The 20,298-nt window shown below is 44.4% G+C and carries 18 protein-coding genes; 9 read left to right on the forward strand and 9 right to left on the reverse strand.

Features of this window, described 5'->3' with window-relative positions; genetic code table 11:
• Positions 1 to 32: 32 nt before the first annotated feature.
• The 5 genes from DN53_RS00535 to aroC are packed head-to-tail and all read right to left on the reverse strand — an operon-like array spanning position 33 to position 5,516.
• Positions 33 to 1,205 carry a peptidase MATCAP family protein gene (locus DN53_RS00535; protein WP_129652477.1) on the reverse strand — a complete coding sequence of 391 codons (1,173 nt, stop codon included), beginning with the start codon at positions 1,203 to 1,205 and terminating at the stop codon, positions 33 to 35.
• Positions 1,202 to 2,029 carry an N-formylglutamate amidohydrolase gene (locus DN53_RS00540; protein ID WP_129652478.1) on the reverse strand — a complete coding sequence of 276 codons (828 nt, stop codon included), beginning with the start codon at positions 2,027 to 2,029 and terminating at the stop codon, positions 1,202 to 1,204. Before DN53_RS00540 ends, DN53_RS00535 begins: the two co-directional genes overlap by 4 nt.
• Positions 2,022 to 3,053: a glutathione synthase gene (gene gshB / locus DN53_RS00545; protein ID WP_129652479.1), complete on the reverse strand. Its 1,032-nt coding sequence runs from the start codon at positions 3,051 to 3,053 to the stop codon at positions 2,022 to 2,024. The genes DN53_RS00540 and gshB overlap by 8 nt, the downstream gene beginning before the upstream one ends.
• Before the next feature lie 16 nt (positions 3,054 to 3,069).
• Positions 3,070 to 4,395 carry a dicarboxylate/amino acid:cation symporter gene (locus tag DN53_RS00550; RefSeq protein ID WP_129652480.1) on the reverse strand — a complete coding sequence of 442 codons (1,326 nt, stop codon included), beginning with the start codon at positions 4,393 to 4,395 and terminating at the stop codon, positions 3,070 to 3,072.
• A 56-nt stretch (positions 4,396 to 4,451) separates the two neighbouring features.
• Positions 4,452 to 5,516, reverse strand: a complete 1,065-nt coding sequence (aroC, locus tag DN53_RS00555; RefSeq protein ID WP_129652481.1) for a chorismate synthase — start codon at positions 5,514 to 5,516, stop codon at positions 4,452 to 4,454.
• Between the two features lie 193 nt (positions 5,517 to 5,709).
• On the opposite strand from aroC, the gene DN53_RS00560 reads away from it, so the two are divergent.
• Positions 5,710 to 6,621, forward strand: coding sequence for a UDP-2,3-diacylglucosamine diphosphatase (locus DN53_RS00560; protein ID WP_129652482.1), 912 nt, complete (start codon positions 5,710 to 5,712; stop codon positions 6,619 to 6,621).
• Here DN53_RS00560 and DN53_RS00565 read toward each other — a convergent pair.
• On the reverse strand, positions 6,592 to 9,507 hold the full coding sequence (locus DN53_RS00565; RefSeq protein WP_129652483.1) for an FAD-binding and (Fe-S)-binding domain-containing protein: 2,916 nt from the start codon (positions 9,505 to 9,507) through the stop codon (positions 6,592 to 6,594). The two genes, DN53_RS00560 and DN53_RS00565, sit on opposite strands and share 30 nt — an antisense overlap.
• Positions 9,508 to 9,598: 91 nt before the next feature.
• Here DN53_RS00565 and DN53_RS00570 point away from each other — a divergent pair, with 91 nt between their 5' ends.
• Together DN53_RS00570 and DN53_RS00575 are read left to right on the forward strand one after the other, a co-directional pair.
• Positions 9,599 to 10,096 (forward strand): hypothetical protein, encoded by a 498-nt coding sequence (locus DN53_RS00570; protein WP_129652484.1) that lies wholly within the window; start codon positions 9,599 to 9,601, stop codon positions 10,094 to 10,096.
• A 101-nt stretch (positions 10,097 to 10,197) separates the two neighbouring features.
• Positions 10,198 to 11,313 (forward strand): TlpA disulfide reductase family protein, encoded by a 1,116-nt coding sequence (locus DN53_RS00575; RefSeq protein WP_129652485.1) that lies wholly within the window; start codon positions 10,198 to 10,200, stop codon positions 11,311 to 11,313.
• 56 nt (positions 11,314 to 11,369) lie between these two features.
• On the opposite strand, the gene DN53_RS00580 is transcribed toward DN53_RS00575, so the two are convergent.
• Complete coding sequence (locus tag DN53_RS00580) at positions 11,370 to 12,020, reverse strand: rhomboid family intramembrane serine protease (RefSeq protein WP_129652486.1); 651 nt, start codon at positions 12,018 to 12,020, stop codon at positions 11,370 to 11,372.
• Between the two features lie 53 nt (positions 12,021 to 12,073).
• Between DN53_RS00580 and DN53_RS00585 the strand changes: the two genes are divergently transcribed.
• The 3 genes from DN53_RS00585 (at position 12,074) to DN53_RS00595 (ending at position 14,733) form a co-directional block, all read left to right on the forward strand.
• Positions 12,074 to 12,985, forward strand: a complete 912-nt coding sequence (locus tag DN53_RS00585; RefSeq protein ID WP_129652487.1) for a lysophospholipid acyltransferase family protein — start codon at positions 12,074 to 12,076, stop codon at positions 12,983 to 12,985.
• 101 nt (positions 12,986 to 13,086) lie between these two features.
• Positions 13,087 to 14,076 carry a sterol desaturase family protein gene (locus tag DN53_RS00590; RefSeq protein WP_129652488.1) on the forward strand — a complete coding sequence of 330 codons (990 nt, stop codon included), beginning with the start codon at positions 13,087 to 13,089 and terminating at the stop codon, positions 14,074 to 14,076.
• Positions 14,077 to 14,193: 117 nt separating this feature from the next.
• Entirely contained in the window at positions 14,194 to 14,733 is a 540-nt protein-coding gene (locus DN53_RS00595) for a YybH family protein (protein ID WP_129652489.1), read from the forward strand.
• Here DN53_RS00595 and glmM read toward each other — a convergent pair.
• Positions 14,730 to 16,121, reverse strand: coding sequence for a phosphoglucosamine mutase (gene glmM, locus DN53_RS00600; RefSeq protein ID WP_129652490.1), 1,392 nt, complete (start codon positions 16,119 to 16,121; stop codon positions 14,730 to 14,732). The genes DN53_RS00595 and glmM overlap by 4 nt on opposite strands.
• Positions 16,122 to 16,211: 90 nt before the next feature.
• Between glmM and DN53_RS00605 the strand changes: the two genes are divergently transcribed.
• The 3 genes from DN53_RS00605 to DN53_RS00615 are packed head-to-tail and all read left to right on the forward strand — an operon-like array spanning position 16,212 to position 19,405.
• The gene (locus tag DN53_RS00605) at positions 16,212 to 16,805 is read left to right on the forward strand and encodes an acyl carrier protein phosphodiesterase (RefSeq protein WP_129653323.1); all 594 of its coding nucleotides are present in this window, start codon (positions 16,212 to 16,214) and stop codon (positions 16,803 to 16,805) included.
• Positions 16,793 to 18,478: a gamma-glutamyltransferase gene (gene ggt, locus DN53_RS00610; RefSeq protein WP_129652491.1), complete on the forward strand. Its 1,686-nt coding sequence runs from the start codon at positions 16,793 to 16,795 to the stop codon at positions 18,476 to 18,478. Before DN53_RS00605 ends, ggt begins: the two co-directional genes overlap by 13 nt.
• 9 nt (positions 18,479 to 18,487) lie before the next feature.
• A complete protein-coding gene (locus tag DN53_RS00615; protein WP_129652492.1) occupies positions 18,488 to 19,405 on the forward strand; it encodes an ATP-grasp domain-containing protein in 918 nt (305 codons plus the stop codon).
• Positions 19,406 to 19,408: 3 nt separating this feature from the next.
• On the opposite strand, the gene DN53_RS00620 is transcribed toward DN53_RS00615, so the two are convergent.
• Complete coding sequence (locus DN53_RS00620; RefSeq protein WP_129652493.1) at positions 19,409 to 20,170, reverse strand: XRE family transcriptional regulator; 762 nt, start codon at positions 20,168 to 20,170, stop codon at positions 19,409 to 19,411.
• Positions 20,171 to 20,298 lie beyond the last annotated feature (128 nt).

Genomic DNA, 20,298 nt, shown 5'->3' on the forward strand with positions numbered 1-20,298 from the left:
GGTTTTCTTGGAAAACCACTCAAAATAACAGACTATTTTAGGTTGTTCAGGATAAAATCCAAAGTTTTGTTGGTGTTCAGTTTTTGGTCAAAGGAATAGCTCTTGTGCGTAATGGGGTGTGACAGTCCCAAACTCTTCAGATATTGAATAATCTCCTCATAATCCAATGACACTTTACCCGTGAGCAGCACATCCATACTTTCTTCTTTTTGGTAGCGCTTGTAAATTTTACGAAGGCCACTCAGGTATAATCGGTCCTTGGTAAAGCCCCCTCCTCTATGCGCCCGAAGGGTAATGCTAAAGGCATCATCCCGATTGAGCTTATATTGTCCATGGATAAGGTCAAAGGTATCTGCAAAAGAATACCCTTTGATCAAACTGTCAGCAGCCAACACCCTGTATGCCAATTCTTTTAATCGCTTTAAGGTCAGCGCCCCACCCATATACTCGCTAAAGACCGCCAAACCTTCTTGGGTCTCCACATTTTTGGGCAGACCGTTGGAGAAAATTTTTAAGGGTTGTTGCAAGCCATTGTAGGTAGTCACCAGATGCACTCCGATCTCATGGTTGGCCAACGTAAGCAACTGGTTCTTGCTGAACTTGGTGTTCTTTTTGATCAAAAGTGACTGGGAACTATTACTCACCATGGCCTCTGCGGCAATATTGGTGGAAAACTTAATGTTCAGGGGGAATTCATATTGCTTTACAAAATCCTCAAAATAGGCCCGTGCCTCTTCCGCAGAAAACACTTTTTCCATGTCCGAAGTCATGGGTTCATCCCCAAAATGGAGGATGAAACGTGCGTTTTGTACATCCTTTTCGGTCGGGGTTCCGTAAACGCGTAGCGAATTGTAGTAAAAGTTCTTGCCCCTTCCAATGGTCTCTATACACTGCACCATATTGGAGTAGTAGTATATGACCTCCTGATACAGTTTTCGGATTCTTTCATCCGAAATTCGCTCCAACCGTTGTGAGAAGAACAAACGATGCAACTTATAGGGATCAAACTTGAGCTTGGGATACTTGAACTCGGGCTCAACGGTGTATTTTGATGCGAAAAAGCGGTGCTTCTCCTTTTCAATGTTCAAAGGGTTGATGTAGCTCAACAGCTCTATACGGCGCACCAAACGGTCCAGATTGGCATCAATTTCAAACAGGTCGCCATATTCCCTAGCCAATTGTTGTGTTTCCTTTTCTCCTATCATACGTCCGCTTTTTCAAAAGTAGTTACCATCTCCGGAATCAAAATCTTTAATTGCCGCTCCACGGCGTGTACCACTTCGGGAAAAATAATACCGGTATGCTCATCACAATAGATTTTCGAGATTTCAGTCGCCAAAACTAAGGTATTATCAAATTCGCTAGTGATAAATTTTAGAAAATGGCCGTTCCCTTGAAAGGTATCATTGATTTTTGAGGTTGAAGGTATTCCATGGGGCAGCTGTATGGTCTGCAATCGTTCTCTCCATCGTTCTGCCAATACCCCAAACCGTTCATTATTTATATTGGAAGTGCCCAAATTCCAGACTGGCACTTCCCGCTCCCAACGCTTCCAGTTGTAGCTGTGCATATCAAACACCAAAATTTTAGGGAATTTGGACTCCAGTTTACAGATCAAGGCTTTCGCTACTTTGTAGAAATTACGGTGCTTTTGAAGACTATGCTCCCGTTCGACTTCAGATAAAGGAGTTCGCCAGAGTTGTTTGCCCCAGGCATCGGTATAGATGGCTGTTTCTTCCGGGCGGTTCAAATCATACTCGAACCTGCTGTCACACCCAGCAATGACAATGGGATGGGATTGCACCATTTGTTTGGTACAGGGGTCTTCCTCGTACCAGCGTTCGTATTCGGTATGTAGACAATTGTCCCAAAGTGTTCTTCTAAAGTGGCGACCATCATGAACGGCTCCACATACATAAGGAACGTATTCTTCAATCTTTATGGTAAAGGAGTAATCATCGGAAACCGCTTCAAAACATTCTTCGTTATTGATACGAAGAATCATATCATCAATGCTACACCTAAGCATTTTCCACTTCGTTACGTAATCGGGACCTGCGGTCAAAGGCGGTCAGTTTGTCCAGCACCTTGCTTTCTATGAAATCGATTACTTTGGTCTGAACCTTGGTCTTATAGGCTTTGTTGATATAGGTAATACCCCCTGGAGACATGACATTCACCTCCACCAACTTGCCTCCTATCACATCGATGCCGACAAAGTAGAGCCCATCATTGACCAATTTTGGGCCAATCTGTTTGCACAATGCCTTTTCTTCTTTGGTCAGGGTGTGTTTTGCCACAGACCCACCAGCAGATACATTGGAACGGTGGTCATCGGAACCCGGAATTCTCCGCATAGCCCCAATGGGCTCTCCATTGAGCAATAAAATACGGATATCCCCTTGGTCCGCCCCTTCAATGTATTCTTGAAGTATGACGTAGTTGGAGCTTCCATCTGAATTGGTTACGTAAAAGTCCAATAATGAATTAATATTGGACATGGCCGATTTCTCAATAAGGATGACCCCGGAACCTCCATAGCCGTTCAAGGGCTTTAAAATCATCTTGTCCGCAGTCGAGGCCTTGATCTGTTGAATCAGGTATCTTTTGTTTTTGGACACATGGGTCGCCGGGATGATATTGCTATGGCTATCCCCAAAAGCGGCCGTGTACAATTTATTGTTGGCCTCACGTAGCCCTTGCAGTGAATTGACAATGAACACATCGTCCTTGACCGAATCCAAGAAATTGAGCATCAAGGGGTCCAAGGGGGGATTGGCTCGCATAAAAATCACATCAAATCCTGCCAAAGGAAGCATTTCTTCGCGGATAGTGGCCTGTTTGTAAAAAGTCTTTTGACTGCTGGAAATCTTTTCCTGTCTATTGATCACGGTACAGAAAGCACTGGTAACACTATTTCTAATGGTCAGATTGGCCGGTGTACACAGGGCCACACCGTGTTTTCGCCTTACACACTCATGGATCAAGGCCAAGCTGGTGTCCGTTTCAGGATTAATCTGATCCCACGGATACATTAAAAAACAGATGTTCATGGCAGTATGTTTTTTGTTATTTAACTTCATCGTAATGGTCGTCCCATTCCTCCACGTGAGGCTTCCCCAATTTACCAACCGATTTGGCCACCACCATGGAAACGGTGGCATCCCCAGTAACGTTAACTACGGTACGACACATGTCCAAGGGTCTATCCACTGCGAATATCAAAGCTAGACCTATGGCCAATTTATCTGCTGGGAAACCAATGGATTCCAGCACAATTACCAACATCACCATTCCCGCGCCCGGTACAGCGGCAGAACCAATGGAGGCCAACAAAGCGGTCAGCACTATCGTCAATTGATCGGCAAAGGTGAGGTCAAACCCAAGGGCCTGCGAGATAAAGACCGCGGCCACTCCCTGATATAGACTGGTCCCATCCATGTTAATAGTGGCACCAACAGGCAATACGAAACTGGACACTTCTTTATCCACCCCTATATGTTCTTCAACTCTTTCCATGGTCACCGGTAATGTTGCGGCACTTGAACTGGTAGAGAACGCCAACAATTGGGCAGGACTCATTTCTTTCAAGAACCAAAATGGATTTTTCTTGGTAAAGACCGAAACCACCACACCATAAAAAGCTATCATCAGTGCCAGACCCAATACCACGACCCCTGCATATTTCAACAGGGCCAATAACAAGTCAGGGTCACTCGAGGAGACCACTACCGCCGCCAAAAGTGAAAAAACGGCATAGGGCGCCGTAAGCATGATCAAATCCACCATCTTCAGGACCACATCATTAAGCGAATCGAAGAAATCCTTCAAAGGCTTTGCCTTTTTCTCACCGATCAACAACATGGAAATCCCCAAGAAAATGGTAAAAAAGATGACCTGAAGCATCAAGCTATTGTCACTCATGGCCGCCAGAGCATTATCCGGCACCATATCCACCAAAAATTGCAATGGTCCGCTATCCTTTTGTCGAGAGGCTTCTTCCAGTTTGGAAGTGACCCCGGCATCATTGGCATAAGTTTCCGTGAGCTTGACAACGGTTTCCTGGGATATTCCTTTTCCAGGTCGAACCACATTGACCAACACCAACCCAATGGTAATGGCCACCACTGTGGTAACAATATAGATACCTATGGTTCGTAAACCTATGTTCTTAAACTTGGAAATATCTTTTAGGTCTGAAATCCCCTTGACCAAGGAAGCAATGATAAGGGGAATAGCTATCAGCTTTAGGAGTCTCACAAAAATGGTCCCCAAAGGCTGGATCCAATCCGACACAAAACCCTTTCCCCAATCCACTTGGGTCATTCCAAATCCAAACAGTATCCCCAAAAGCATCCCGATAAGGATTTGCCAATGCAGCTCAAGTTTACGCATATTCACTTTTTAGGAAAGTAATATACTATTTTTGATGGGAAACGACCTAAAGCAGGTCAGATTTTGTTGGAACGCGCCAATAGCGTATAGTCCGCTAGGACCAAGGCTGCCATGGCCTCTACGATGGGAACGGCTCTGGGCACCACACAGGGATCATGCCTGCCTTTGCCTTGAGTAGTGACTTTTTCACCTTCTTTATTGATGGTGTCATAGGCCTGCAACACGGTAGCAACAGGTTTAAATGCCACATTGAAGTAAATATCCATTCCATTGCTGATACCGCCCTGGATACCGCCACTACGATTGGTTTTTGTAGTACCGTCCGTGTTGTAGGCATCATTGTGTTCGCTGCCTTTCATGGCAACCCCATCAAAGCCACTGCCATACTCAAAGCCTTTGACGGCATTGATGGATAACATGGCCTCCCCCAATTTGGCATGGAGTTTATCAAAAACAGGCTCTCCAAGACCGATAGGTACATTTTGGATGACACAGGTAACCACACCTCCGATGGTATCGCCTTCCTTTTTAATGGATTTAATATACTCTTCCATCTGCGTAGCCATTTCCATATCCGCACAACGAACAGGATTGGACTCGATTACGGAAAAATCGAGTTGATCGTAACTCTTCCCCAACTTGAGCGCACCTACTTGGGAAACATAGGCGGTTATTTTAATATCACTCAACAATTGCTTGGCAATGGCCCCGGCCACTACCCTGCTCGCTGTTTCCCTGGCCGAACTCCTACCTCCCCCGCGATAATCGCGAAAGCCGTATTTTTGATCATAGACATAATCGGCATGGGACGGGCGATATGAATCCTTGATATGGGAATAATCCTTGGATTTCTGGTTGGTGTTCCGAATGGCAAAACCAATAGGCGTTCCCGTGGTCTTTCCTTCAAAAACCCCCGAAAAAATCTCTACCGTATCAGGTTCTTTGCGTTGGGTAACTATGGCCGATTGTCCCGGCTTTCTCCTGTCCAGTTCTTCCTGGATCTTTTGAAGGTCCAGTTCAATTCCCGCAGGACAACCATCAATGACCCCGCCCAAGGCAACACCATGCGATTCCCCAAAAGTGGTCAGTCTAAAAAGTTGTCCAAAAGAATTTCCAGCCATCCGGTATAAAATTTAAGAAGTCCAAAGGTAAATGTTAAAAATCATATTCAAAAACAACCTGACCACTTAATGTTATTGTAACATATTGCCCTGGAGATTGATGTTTATTTAACGATATGCTCATGAAATATTGATTTGAATTTGATTTTAAGTTTATTCCTACATCCTTAATTTGTAATTAAACCCTATAGGATTGAAAAAAAGGAAGATAGAACTTGCAGTCATATCCGATGTACACTTGGGCACCTACGGTTGTCATGCCCACGAACTCATCGCTTACCTCAACAGCATACAGCCCAAGAAACTCATTTTAAATGGGGACATCATCGATATCTGGCAGTTTAAGAAACGGTATTTCCCGGCAGCCCACCTAAAGGTGCTCCGAAAAATAATTGGAATGGCTTCAAAAGGTACTGAAGTTTACTATATTACTGGAAATCACGATGAAATGCTCCGTAAGTTCAGTGATACTTCAATGGGGAATTTCAAAATTTCCAATAAATTAGTGCTGAACCTGGATGGGAAAAAAGCTTGGATTTTCCATGGCGATGTATTTGATGTTTCCATACAAAATGCCAAATGGTTGGCCAAACTGGGCGGGTACGGATACGACTTACTTATTCTCATCAACAGTTTTATCAATTGGGGCTTGGTGAGAATGGGCCGTGAAAAATATTCCCTTTCCAAAAAGATAAAAAACAGCGTAAAACAAGCTGTGAAGTACATCAATGACTTTGAGCGAACTGCAGCCGACCTCGCCATTGAAAATGACTACGATTATGTCATCTGCGGACACATCCATCAACCCAAAAAGGAACGCTACGAAAACAAAAAAGGAAGTTGTGTCTATCTAAATTCTGGGGATTGGGTGGAAAACCTCACCGCCTTGGAATATTCCTTTAAACGTTGGAAGGTCTATCATTACAACCATGACCGACTATCCCCTTTCTTTGCCGATGAGGACCTCAAGGAAATGGACATGAACGAACTCATTGCCTCCATTACCGACAAGGAAGTGGAGATTGAAAACGTTTCCGAAGAATACGAAGGCGAAAAACTGGAAAGTGAAAAATCCTTAAACGACCAAAGCTTGTCTCAAGATTGATACCGGATGCTGGGCATCCCGTTCCGTTCCATCCTTGATTTGATGCCTGCAGCTGGTTCCGTTGGCCGAAATCAATGTGTTGGAATCACTTTTCCGTACCGCTGGAAACAACTTTAAGCCCCCAACCTTCATACTGGTGTCATAATGCTCTTTCTCGTACCCAAAAGACCCCGCCATTCCACAACATCCTGATGCGATGATGGAAACCTTGTAGTTTTTGGGCAGATTAAGCACGTCAAACGTAACCTTTTGGTTACTCAATGCCTTTTGATGGCAATGGCTGTGAATTTTTACCGTTCGCTCATCTTGGGTGAAACTATCCGAGGTAATATGTCCTGTGGCAATTTCCGAAGCCAAGAATTCCTCTATCAAAAATGACTTGGATGCCAACTTCTCCACGAGCGGCTTGTCTTCGTAAAGTCGTTGGTACTCATCCCGGAAAGAAAGGATTGCCGAAGGCTCCAATCCCACAATAGGGATGTCCCGGTCCAAAATCCCTCTCAGTTCCTCCATATTTTTTGCCACCAACCTCTTGGCCTGCTTTAAAAAGCCCTTGGATAAATATGTTCTACCGCTTTCAGCAAAAAACAACTCCACATCATAGCCTAGTTTGCATAACAATTCTATGGCGTCCTTACCCACTTCAATATCCAGATACTTGGTAAACTCATCCAAATACAACACCACCTTCTTCTTGGAAAGGTCCGTATTTTTCAAGTTGAATTGCTTCAGGTGTTTCTCGAAATTGAATCGATATACTTTGGGTAAACTACGCTCTTGGGCCACTCCCGAAGTTTTCTTTATAAATCCTCCGATAAGCTTGGAATCGTACATAGCATTGGTCAAACCGGAAAGTTGACTTCCCAAGGCATTCAGTTTGGTGTTGTAGGCAAACAGCTTGCCGCGCAACGGATATCCGTTGCTTTCTTGATACTGATACAAAAATTCAGCCTTTAATGTTGCCACGTCCACATTGCTGGGACATTCGCTGGCACAAGCCTTACAGCTCAAGCAAAGGTCAAAAACTTCCTTGAGTTCTTTTTGATCAAACCGATTGGTTTTCTCCGTATTCGTCAAAAACTCACGTAACGCATTGGCCCTTCCCCGCGTGGTATCTTTTTCATTTTTGGTGGCGTGGAAACTGGGGCACATCCCTCCGGACATATGATGACTCTTTCGACAATCCCCACTTCCATTACATTTTTCGGCCGCCTTTAGGATGCCTTCACTATCTGAAAAGTCCATCAAGGTATCCACTTCAGGCTCCTTTCGGTCCACTTCATACCTCAGGGATTCATCCATGGGATAGGCATCCACAATTTTCCCTGGGTTGAAAATGTTATTAGGGTCAAACAACGACTTTACCCGTTTGAGCAATTCGTAATTTTGCTCCCCGATCATCAAAGGAATAAACTCGGCACGGACAATACCGTCTCCATGCTCCCCGCTGAAACTTCCTTTATATTTTTTGGTGAGTTTGGCCACATCGGTGGTGATGGAACGGAACAGCACCACATCCTCTGACTTTTTCAGATTGAGAATGGGCCTTAAATGCAGCTCCCCCGCTCCGGCATGGGCATAATACACCGCGTCTTGGTTGTACCCCTTCATGATTTGGGAAAATTCGCCAATGAAATCTTTCAAATCTTCCAAAGCCACGGCAGTATCCTCAATACACGCCACCGCTTTGCGGTCCCCCACCATATTCCCCAAAAGTCCCAAGCCCGCTTTGCGGAGCTCAATGGCCTTGTTGATATCATCTCCCATCAAAACGGGACTGGCATAGCTCAATCCTGATTTTTCTATGGTATCCAATAAACCTTTGAGTTGTTTTTGTAGCTCTTCCTCGGTATGGGCCCTCACCTCCAACATGAGGATACCTGCCGGGTCCCCATCCACAAAAAACCGATTGGCCAACTGCGCCCTGTTGTTTTTGGTGCAATCCAAAATAACCTTATCCATCATCTCGCAGGTATGCAGATTGTGCTGCATTACGGGAGCCACATCACTCAAACAGTCCTCCAAAGTACTATAGTGCGTCGCTACCATGGCTGACATTGGCGGAGGTAAGTCATCCACCTGCAGTGTAATCTCTGTAGTGAAGGCCAAAGTACCTTCACTCCCGGACAATAACTTGCACAAATTAAAGTCTTCCTTAAACTCACCGAACAAGTTGTTTTTCAACAATTCGTCCACTGCATATCCCGTATTTCTACGGTGAATACTGGCTTTTGGAAATTCTGCCTCAATGTTGTCCCGATTCTGTTTATTGGAAAGTTCTTTCTCCAGATTAGCATGGATGGTCCCTTCCAAAGAATCTTCCTGTTTTTTCTTGTCAAATGTTTCTTTTGAAATTTCCGCAAACGAAGCTTCACTACCATCGGATAAGATACAGTTCAAAGCTACCACCTTGTCCCGAGTAACCCCGTATTGAATGGAAGTTGTTCCGGAAGAGTTGTTTCCGACCATCCCTCCGATCATACATCGATTGGAGGTGGATGTGTTCGGCCCAAAAAACAAACCAAATGGTTTTAAAAATTGGTTGAGTTCGTCCCTAACCACCCCAGGCTGCACACGTACTTGCTTCTTTTCCTTGTCCAGATGAAGAATCTGTGTAAAATTCCGCGATACATCCACAACAATGCCTTCACCAACACATTGCCCCGCCAATGAGGTTCCTGCGGTTCGAGGAATCAAACCTACCTTGTTGGTATTGGCAAAATGAATCAAAGCCTTGATATCATCTGTATTTTTCGGGTAAGCCACCGCAGTGGGCAATTTTCGGTACACCGAAGCATCCGTGGCATACAAGGCCCTGCTAAGGTCGTCCATCAACAATTCTCCATCCAATTTATCCGACAGAGATTTTAACAAAGATTTATCCAATCTGGAACAATTTTTGGTGACTGAAAGAGTTTCAAAAGTGTCATATAGACACTACAAAATTATTTTAATTTTAATTAAAAAAGAGAACCTCATGAAAATTACCTCATTATTTGCTATGCTTTTTTTATTTGCCGCAACCGCAGTGAGTGCGCAAGATATTGCCAATCACGCCCTTGGACTCCGTTTAGGGGATAGCGATGGCTTTGGGGCAGAAATATCATATCAGAAATCCATTGCGCAGTACAATAGGGCGGAATTTAACTTAGGCTGGAGGGACAGCCGTCATTTTGACGCATTCAAACTCAGTGGTGTATACCAGTGGGTACACCAGTTAGACGGCAACTTTAACTGGTATTACGGTGTTGGTGGCGGACTTGGAAGTGTAGACTTTGACCCAGAACCCAACTTTGACAATGACAACGATGGCGTCTTTGTCTTCGCCGCCGGAGATATTGGGGTGGAATACAACTTTGACATTCCATTGCTCCTTTCCTTGGACTTTAGACCCGAAGTGGGCCTAGTGGGCTACGATGGGTTCAGTGACAACTTTGACTTTGACATTGCGCTAGGTATACGATACCAATTCTAAAAAAGAGAACTTTACATAAAAAAAACCTTGGCATTTGTAAAGTGCCAAGGGTTTTTTTATGCCATAAGGAATGAATACCTTAGCAGCTTAAACAACAAAACATGAGAAACGCATTAGCAATCTTCCTAGCAGTTTTATTTTTAGCCTCGTGCCAATCGAAACCTAAAGGATATACCCTAAATGTTACCGTAACCGGAGAACCTGAAAATGGCACCACCGTCTTTCTAAGAACCACGGACTCCCTTAACCAATTGGTGGACTTGGACACCACTACCATTGAAAATGGCGCCTTCAGCTTTACAGGAACACAAGCCGAACCCAGATTATCTTATATTTTTCTGGAATCTGGAAGAGGAAACGTTCCGTTGATTTTAGAGAATGGGGATATCAAAATCAGGTTTCCAAAAGACAGTATGACCCATGCCAAATTAGAAGGCACACATCAAAATGATCTTTTCATGAATTTTTTGGATGGTTCAAGAGTACTGACTGAAAAAGGCATGTCCATGCAAAATGATATGCGGATGGCCGCCCAACAGAGGGATACGGCAACGGTAACCGCCTTGCGTGAAGAGTTCATAGAATTTCAAGAAGAGGCCAAAAGTTTCAATGTGGAGTTCGCAAAAAACAATCCGGATGCTTTGATATCTGCATTGATCATTGGAAACCTTATGGCTGGCAAAGCATTGCCCCAAGAAGAAATAAAGGCCATGTTCGAAGGACTTTCCCCAGAAGTAAAAGCTTCTGAACCCGGAAAGCGAATTAAAGAACAATTGGACAGGATGAAATCCACCGAAGTTGGAGTGAAAGCGCCAAACTTTTCTGCTCCCACTCCAGATGGGGATGTGTTGGCTTTGAGTGATGTAACCACAAAGGGAAAACTAACCTTGGTCGATTTTTGGGCTGCATGGTGCAGACCTTGCCGTGCCGAAAACCCGAACATTGTTTCTGTATACAACAAGTACAAGGACAAAGGCTTTAATGTAATCGGGGTTTCCCTGGACAATCGTGCAGAAGACTGGAAACAAGCCATTGAGTCCGATGGATTGGCTTGGAACCATATCTCCAACCTAAAGCGGTTTCAAGACCCTATTGCCCAATTGTACAATATCAATGCCATTCCTGCTGCCTTCCTTTTGGATGAAAACGGGGTAATCATTGCCAAAGACCTTCGCGGACCTGCCTTGGAACAAAAAGTGGCCGAAGTTCTTAACTAAAGAAATACTCCACTCAGATAATAAAAAGGCCCCTGATCAGGGGCCTTTTTATTGGATTATATTTTTCCCAGTTTCTCCAAAATAAAGAGAATCACTATAGGCACGGCCAATAAAACCACGATGAAGGTATCAGTTACAAAAAGTTCGGGCATAAAGAGCAAGGTAACCAAATAGCCTCCTATGGCACCACCAAAGTGTGCAGTGTGTCCTATGTTCCCCAATCTACTTTTCATCCCATAGATGGAATACAAGAGATATCCGATCCCCAACACATAGGCCGGCAGTGGAATGGGAATGAACATAATGCCCAACTGCATGTCCGGGTTCAGCAAAATTGCGGAATATAGGATTCCTGTGACGGCGCCACTGGCCCCCACGGCACTGTAATAAGGTTCATCCTTATGAAAAAACATGGCCAACAGACTCCCTGCTATCAAACTGATAAAATAAATGATCAAAAATTTCCCTGGACCAAACCACCCTATCACCACATTGGCAAAAAAGTATAGGGTAAACATGTTAAAAAACAAATGGGAAAAGTCAACATGTAAAAAGCCAGAAGTCACAATTCTGTCGCGCTGTCCGGCCCGAATTCCACTGATATTGAACTTATATCGGTCAAAAAAGCCGATATCATTGAATCCCTTAAGGGAAACCATCACGTTGGCAGCCATGATGGCAATGGTGGCGATATGTAAATTGAACATGGTTATTAAGGTTTGGGTTCAAATATAGCTATATTTGCACACACGAATCGCCTATGCAGTTGACCATATTCATCCTTGCCTATCCCTTGCTCTGGTTGGTCTCCAGACTCCCCTTCAAACTGATTTACTTACTTTCAGATGGTGTGTATGTACTACTGTACCATGTTATTGGATATCGTAAAAAAGTGGTGCGCAGTAACTTAGCCTTGGTTTTTCCAGAAAAGACCCCAGCAGAACGCCTGGTGATAGAAAAAAAGTTCTACAAACATATGTGCGATATGTTTTTGGAAATGATAAAGACCTTGGGCATCAGTAAAAAAGAAATTCAAAAGCGATTTACAGTAAGTAATTTTGAGCTGATCCATGGCCTTGAAGAAAAAGGGACCAACACTATGCTTATGCTTCCCCACTATGCGAGCTGGGAATGGGTTTTGTCATTAAACCTTCAAATACAGTCCAAAGGCTACGGCATCTATCAAAAAATAGAGAATAAGTATTTTGATAGACTGATCCGTCAGATTAGGGGAAAATTCAACACCACTTTGATATCAACAAGGGAGTCCAGAAAAATCCTGAAAGCTGCAAAAGAGAGCAATGAGTTGTTGATGGTAGGCATAATCAGTGATCAATCCCCAATGGTCAGCAGGGCAAAGTATTGGACGGATTTCATGGGAATTGTGGTTCCTGCCCACGTTGGAGGTGAGGAAATCTGTAAAGCCAATGACATTGTTCCAGTATACCTTAAGGTTAAAAAGAAGAAAAGAGGATACTACGAGGGGACTTTCAAAATACTTTCCGAAAACCCTGCTGAAGTAGAGAACTACAAGATAACAGATGCTTTTTTGAGAGAGACTGAAAAATCCATACGGGAAGCTCCAGAGTACTATTTCTGGACGCATAAACGCTGGAAACATAGAAACAAGGTTCCCTTAGAGTTTCAGAATCAGAAGGTAAGGTCAAAATAGGCTTTTACTCGACGTAAGTGCGATGCAATTTGTTGTTGGTCGAAATTTTATAGAATATTTTTCCTAGTTTTCTACTTTCTAAACCAACTAAACAAACTTTCATGGAATTATTGCAAACACTATACAACGAGATTGTAGGCTTTCTGGGCATCTCACAGGCATGGGAAATTCTAAGTTCAGGTGATTATTCATCGTTCACGACCTATGATGGTATTGTTTCCCTGATCTATCCCATAATTCCCCTTCTGCTTATCCTTGAACTTATTTTGGGGTTGATCTATAAAAAACCCCAGGCCAAGGTGTACAAAGTGAATTTTCTGATCTACATCTTCAATCGGGTTGTAGGACGGTTCATTGCCATTGCCATGGTTGCCCTTTGTATTGGCTTGTTCCAGAAATATGCGCCTTTTCAGACCTCAATGACTTGGTATTGGTTCATTTACGGATATATCGTTTGGGAATTGGGTCATTTTGTCTATCACTATCTGGGTCATAAAGTTCGATTGTTCTGGTGCCTCCACTCTACGCACCACGCTCCGGAAGATATGAATCTGTCCGTGACCCATGCCCATTTTTTCTTGGAGGCACCCTATGCCGATACTATCCGGACCACCATCTGCATTCTATTGGGTGTACAACCCGAATTACTGTTCTTGATCATGTTCATTGATGGCACCTATGGCGCTTTCATCCATATTGGGGAGAATTTATTGAAGAATGGTCGATTGGGTTTTTTGAACAAAATCATCCTGACCCCTTCGCACCACAGGGTACACCACGCCAAAAACCCACTGTATATGGATACCAATTTTTGCAACCTGCTCAACATCTGGGACAAGGTATTCAAGACCTATCAGGAAGAACAACACGATATCCAAATTGAATATGGCATCACCCGTGAAATGGACTCAGGTAACTTTCTGGAAGTATATTTTGGTGAGATAGTGGCCTTGGCCAAGGATGTTTGGAATGCTCCGGGTATCCTCAACAAGTTTCGCTATCTGGTTATGCCTCCAGGATGGAGCCACACCGGCGACCACAAAACCGCCAAAGTGGTCAGAGGCGCCTATTTGGAGTCGGTACATAGCTAAATCATTCGGAGGCTTGCTCCTTTATTGGACAGCATCCAAAATCATATACTTTTCTTAAAAGAGAACCGCAAGTTGGTTCTCTTTTTTTATATTCAACAATCATTCAATCAACAAAAAATGAAACAGTTAACTGCTATGGTGCTCTTCTGCACTTTTGTGCTGTCTTATGGACAGCGACCTCCCAAAGACATTCCCCAGGAAGTTTTGGAAGCCATTAAAACAGAGGTTTGGATTCCTTTTATGGAAGCCTACGACCAATCTGACTCCCAAAAATTAAAGTCCATCCACACCCAGGATATTTTTAGGGTGACCCAAGATCAAAACCAAGTGGAGACCGGGGAAAGCTATTTGGAGGAATTTGGGGATTTTGTGGAAACCGTAAAGACCCGAGGTAGCCAAATAGGCATTGCCTTTGCCATTCGGTCCACGGCTCTCAACGATGCCGGGGACATGGCCTACCAAACCGGATATTATCGTTTCAGCTCCAAAAGAAGTGATGATGAAAGCCTAGTGGTAAGGGGGTATGGTGAATTCAATGTGGGATTACGCAAGGAAAACGGCACGTGGAAAATATGGCTGGATGCGGACAAGCACATCCAGCTATCGCCAGAAGATTTCAATGCGGAGGAAATCCTATACGAGTTGGGGAAATCCTAACTCAACCCTGCCACTTCCTTGATTTCATCAATGATCCTATCGGCAAGACCATCGGCTTCCGCTTGCGATTTGGCCTCCGTATAAATTCGAATAATAGGTTCTGTGTTGGATTTTCGCAAGTGTACCCAATTTTCAGGAAAGTCAATCTTTACCCCATCAATAGTGGATACTTCTTCGTCTTTGTACTTGTTGTGCATGGCATCCAGAAGCGCATCCACATCCAACTCGGGAGTAAGCTCTATTTTCTTTTTGCTCATGAAATAGCTAGGGTAACTGGCCCTAAGTTCGGCGACAGTACCTCCTCTTTCGGACATCAACATTAAAAAGAGAGCGGTGCCCACCAAGGCATCACGACCGTAATGGCTTTCAGGATAAATAATGCCTCCATTACCTTCACCGCCAATAATGGCATTATTGGCCTTCATTTTGGTCACCACATTCACCTCCCCTACTGCTGCTGCTTCATAGGTGCCATCGTGTTTCTCCGTAACATCACGCAAAGCCCGTGACGAGGATAGATTGGACACCGTATTTCCTTTGGTCTTTCCCAAAACATAATCGGCACAAGCCACCAAGGTATATTCCTCGCCAAACATTTCACCGTCATTGCTGATAAACGCCAAACGATCCACATCAGGGTCCACCACAATACCAAAATCGGCTTTTTCCTCCACTACTTTTTTACAGATGTCCCCCAAATGCTCCTTCAATGGCTCTGGATTGTGCGGAAAATGTCCTGTGGGGTCACAATACAATTTTACCACTTCAACCCCCAGTTCTTCCAACAATTTTGGAATGGCAATACCTCCAGTGGAGTTCACACCATCGACTACCACTTTGAATTTTTTTTCTCTGATGACATCGGCATCCACTAAGGAGAGTTCCAATACTTCATCAATGTGGATGTCGATATAGGAATCGTTTTTGGTGATGGTCCCCAAATCATCCACTTCAACAAAGTTGAAATCCTCTTTGTCGGCCAAGGTCAATATTTTGGCACCTTGTTCCGCATCCAAAAACTCACCCCGTTCGTTCAACAACTTTAAGGCGTTCCACTGCTTGGGATTATGACTGGCGGTCAAAATGATTCCTCCATCCGCTTTTTCAATAGGAACCGCAATTTCTACAGTAGGGGTTGTGGAAAGTCCCAAATCAATTACATCAATGCCCAATCCCACCAAGGTGGAGACCACCAAATTTTGGATCATCTCACCGGACAAACGGGCATCCCTGCCGATCACCACGGTCAATTTCTCTTTTTGGGAATACGCTTTCAACCAGGTACCATACGCTGCCGCAAATTTTACGGCATCCACCGGGGTCAGATTCTCATTGGTTCGTCCTCCTATAGTTCCTCGTATTCCAGAAATTGATTTGATCAGTGTCATATTGTTAAAAAAGTTTTTGCAAATATATAGGGCCCATCCGTATTCCATGTTTGGAATTTGTAAATTTCGATGGAAAAGAAATTTGCCCCGATGAACTTCCTCGCCCACATCTATCTGTCCTTTGATGACAAGGAAATTACCTTGGGAAATTTCTTTGCCGATCATATCCGAGGCAATAAATACAAACACTTTCCGGAACGAATCCAAAAAGGCATCTTGTTGCACCGGGAAATCGATACCTATACGGACTCCCACCCTATTCCCAAACAAAGCAGTAAGCGGTTACACAAGAATTACAGCCACTACAGCCGTGTTATCGTGGATATTTTTTACGACCACTTTTTGGCCAAAAACTGGAGCGATTATTCAGAAGTTCCCCTTGAAGACTATGTGGAAAACTTTTATGACCTATTGGAGGATAACTACAATCTGCTTCCACTGGGCACCAAACGGATGATGCCCTATATGATCACGGACAATTGGCTGCTCAATTATGCCAACTTAGCCGGTATTGGCAGAGTACTCAACGGAATGAACCGAAGGACGCAGAATAGGTCGAAAATGAATTTCGCCATTTTGGACCTCGAAGAACATTATGCTGACTTTGAAGCAGAGTTCACCGCTTTTTTTGAAGAATTGATTACCTTTTCCAAGCAAAAATTCATTTCCCTATGCGAAGAATAATACTCCTAGCCCCCCTCCTTTTCCTGTTCTTGAACTGTAAGCAGCAACCTGCGGTCCCTACGGGACTGGTCACGGAAAAAGCCATGGTGGTCTCGGCCCGTGAAGAAGCCTCAAAAATTGGAACGGACATCATGAAAAAAGGCGGAAATGCCTTTGACGCCATGGTGGCCACAGAACTGGCTCTCGCGGTTGCCTATCCCTTTGCCGGAAATCTCGGCGGCGGTGGTTTTATGGTCTATCGAAAGAACAACGGCGATATCGGTGGTATCGACTATCGTGAAAAAGCCCCGCTTGCCGCCCACAAGGATATGTATCTGGATTCCCTTGGGAATGTGATTCCGAATATGAGCATTGTTGGAGCCACTGCGGTTGGCATCCCCGGAACCGTGGCCGGCGTCATGGAAGTACATAAAAAATTTGGCTCCCTACCCCTGTCCGATATCATGGAACCTGTAATCGCTTTGGCCCAAAAAGGTGTGGTGGTTACCGCAAAACAAGCCAAACGATTGGAAGGTTACAAAGAACGGTTTATAGAAGTTAATGGGGATAGCACCAAATTTGCTGCCAATTTCAAGGAAGGAGACACCATAAAATATCCTGAACTCGCCAATACCCTAAAAAAGATTCTTGATAATGGAAAAGATGGCTTCTACAAAGGTGAAGTGGCCCAAAAACTGGCTGCCTTTGTGCAAGAAAAGGGAGGCTATATGACCGAAGAAGATTTAGCGCGGTATGAAGCCAAGTGGCGTGACCCAATTGTCTTCAACTATAAGGACCTACGCATCATTTCCATGAGCCCACCCAGTAGTGGTGGGGTCACCATTAATCAAATCTTTAAGATGATGGAACCCCATGACATTTCCAAATTTGGTCACAATTCCGTGCAGACGATTCAGCTCTTCACCGAAGCAGCGCGACGTGCCTACGCGGACCGAAATTATTTCTTGGGCGACCCTGATTTTGTGGATATTCCCTTGGAAACCTTGCTCAGTGATGCCTATTTACAGGAACGCATGTCCAATTTTTCATTTGACCAAGCCACTCCTTCTTCAGAGGTGAGCCATGGGGAGGTGGAAATTGTGGAAAGCTCCGAAACCACCCACTATTCCATTGTGGACAGCGAGGGAAATGCTATTTCGGCTACCACCACTTTGAATGGTGGGTTTGGCTCCAAACTCTATGTAGATGAATTAGGGTTCTTTTTGAACAATGAGATGGACGATTTCAGTGCAAAACCCGGAGTACCCAATATGTTTGGATTGATTGGTGCTGAAGCCAATAGCATTGCCCCTGAAAAACGTATGTTGAGCAGTATGACCCCTACCCTAGTGGAAAAGGACGGAAAGCTCTATATGGTCGTTGGCACACCAGGGGGCTCCACCATTATCACCGCAGTGGCCCAAACCATCCTCAATGTGTATGAGTTCAATCTGAGCATGCAAGAAGCGGTAAATGCTCCGCGGTTCCATCACCAATGGCTGCCCGACATGATTATCTTTGAACCCGAAGGGTTTCCCAAAACCCTTACGGACAAACTGAAATCGAAAGGATACCTCATCAATGAAGAAAGAACGCCCATTATTGGGAAAGTGGATGCCATCCGTGTGCTCCCTGATGGCCGATTGGAAGGCGGAGCCGACAAGAGAGGGGACGATACCTCTGTTGGATTTTAAGGTTTGCCTATGAGTTTTGATGTCGTTGTACTGACCGACCCAAGATATATCAATCCCAAAGAGGAAAGCACCTACATTCAGAATGTCCTTCTTGAGGACCGTTTGGTTTTGGAAGCACTGCAACGCCTTGGGTTGAATGCCACAAGAAAGTCGTGGGATGATCCACACTTTGATTGGTCGTCCACCAAATATGCGTTGTTCAGGACCACTTGGGATTATTTTGACCGATACCAAGAGTTCTCCAAATGGTTGGAATCTGCTTCAAAACAGACGAAATTTATCAATTCCAAGAGCCTCATTTATTGGAACATTGACAAACACTACCTAAAGGACTTATCGAATAAAGGGGTGAACGTCCCTAAAACCATTTTTATTGAAAAAGGGACCCAAACCACACTTGAAGACACCATTGAAGATGCGCTCAAAAGTCTAGGGTTCATGGATGACATATTTATCCTAAAACCTTGCGTTTCCGGAGCGGCCCGCCATACCTACAAAATCCTAAAGGAAGACATTCCAAAGTACGAAGACCTCTTTCAGAAGTTGATTGGCGGGGAGGCCATGATGCTCCAAGAATTTCAGGAAAACATTGTTAAGGAAGGAGAAATCTCCATGATGGTATTCAATGGGAAATTCACCCATGCGGTGCTCAAAATTGCCAAACCGGGGGATTTTAGGGTGCAGGATGATTTTGGTGGCACCGTACACGATTATATTCCCTCCAAAGAACAGATTGCCTTCGCCGAAAAAGCGGCTCACGCGGCACTGGAGCTTCCACTATATGCACGAGTGGATATTTTTAAGGACAACGACGGGGAATGGGCCTTGGCCGAGCTCGAAATTTTTGAACCGGAGCTTTGGTTCCGATTATATCCTGAAGCGGCCAACATTCTTGCCAAAGGTATCAAGGAAACCTATTTCGCGTAAGTCTTAGGTATTGACTTGCCCCATCTGGCGCTTGAGCTCTTCCATGGACTGCTGCAATTGCTTCAGCAAACCAGTTTCGGTAGTGGCATCCACGTTAAAGGTCAATTTGCTGCTCACTTCCCAAATTTCTTGGATTTGGAAGGGCTTAATATCGTAAGGCGGGTATGCTTCGTTCAAGGAAACCAAGGTGATGTTGTTGGAATTCGGGCGTTTCTCAATCTTTTTGACCATCACCGAATCCTGAAGCACCACCACGTACATTTTATTCGGGCTCACATGATCTATGTGTTCAATGGCACGGGCCAACACCCAATCATTGGGCTTTAGATTGGGCAACATACTGTCGCCTTCGACTTGAAAACCACGATAGGTGGCATTTCTAAACTCCGGAATGGGCAGGTCAAACGCTGGTAATTGTTGATACCAACTGGTATCTGCAATATTTTGGGGATACCCTGCCGCGGCCCGGGCATTCACCAACACCATATTATCCTGGTCTGAATTATCAACAGTGACCACTTTGGGGATCACACTGGTTTTGGAGGTGTCCAGATGTTTCTGATCACTTTCCCCAAACAGCCACATGGGATTGATCTTGAACTGTTTCAACAACTCCGTCACCACTTTCCCCGATAGCTTGGTCCTACCCCGTTCAATATCGGCCGTGGTATTCTTCACGCCCAACAATTGGGCAAACTCCGCTTGGGTAAATCCCAATTCGCGGCGGATATCCGTAAATCGCTTTAAGGTTAGTTCATTTTCCATGTCATCCGTACTTATATGAGATTGAGGCCTGAATTGTTCATTATTCAACTTAAAGAACAAAGACCTCTCGACTGCGCTCGAGGTGACCTTATAATTTCAAATATACATAATTTGGATTATTTCCAAAA

This window comes from Flagellimonas olearia (genome assembly GCF_004150225.1).
Taxonomy (GTDB): Bacteria; Bacteroidota; Bacteroidia; order Flavobacteriales; family Flavobacteriaceae; genus Flagellimonas; species Flagellimonas olearia.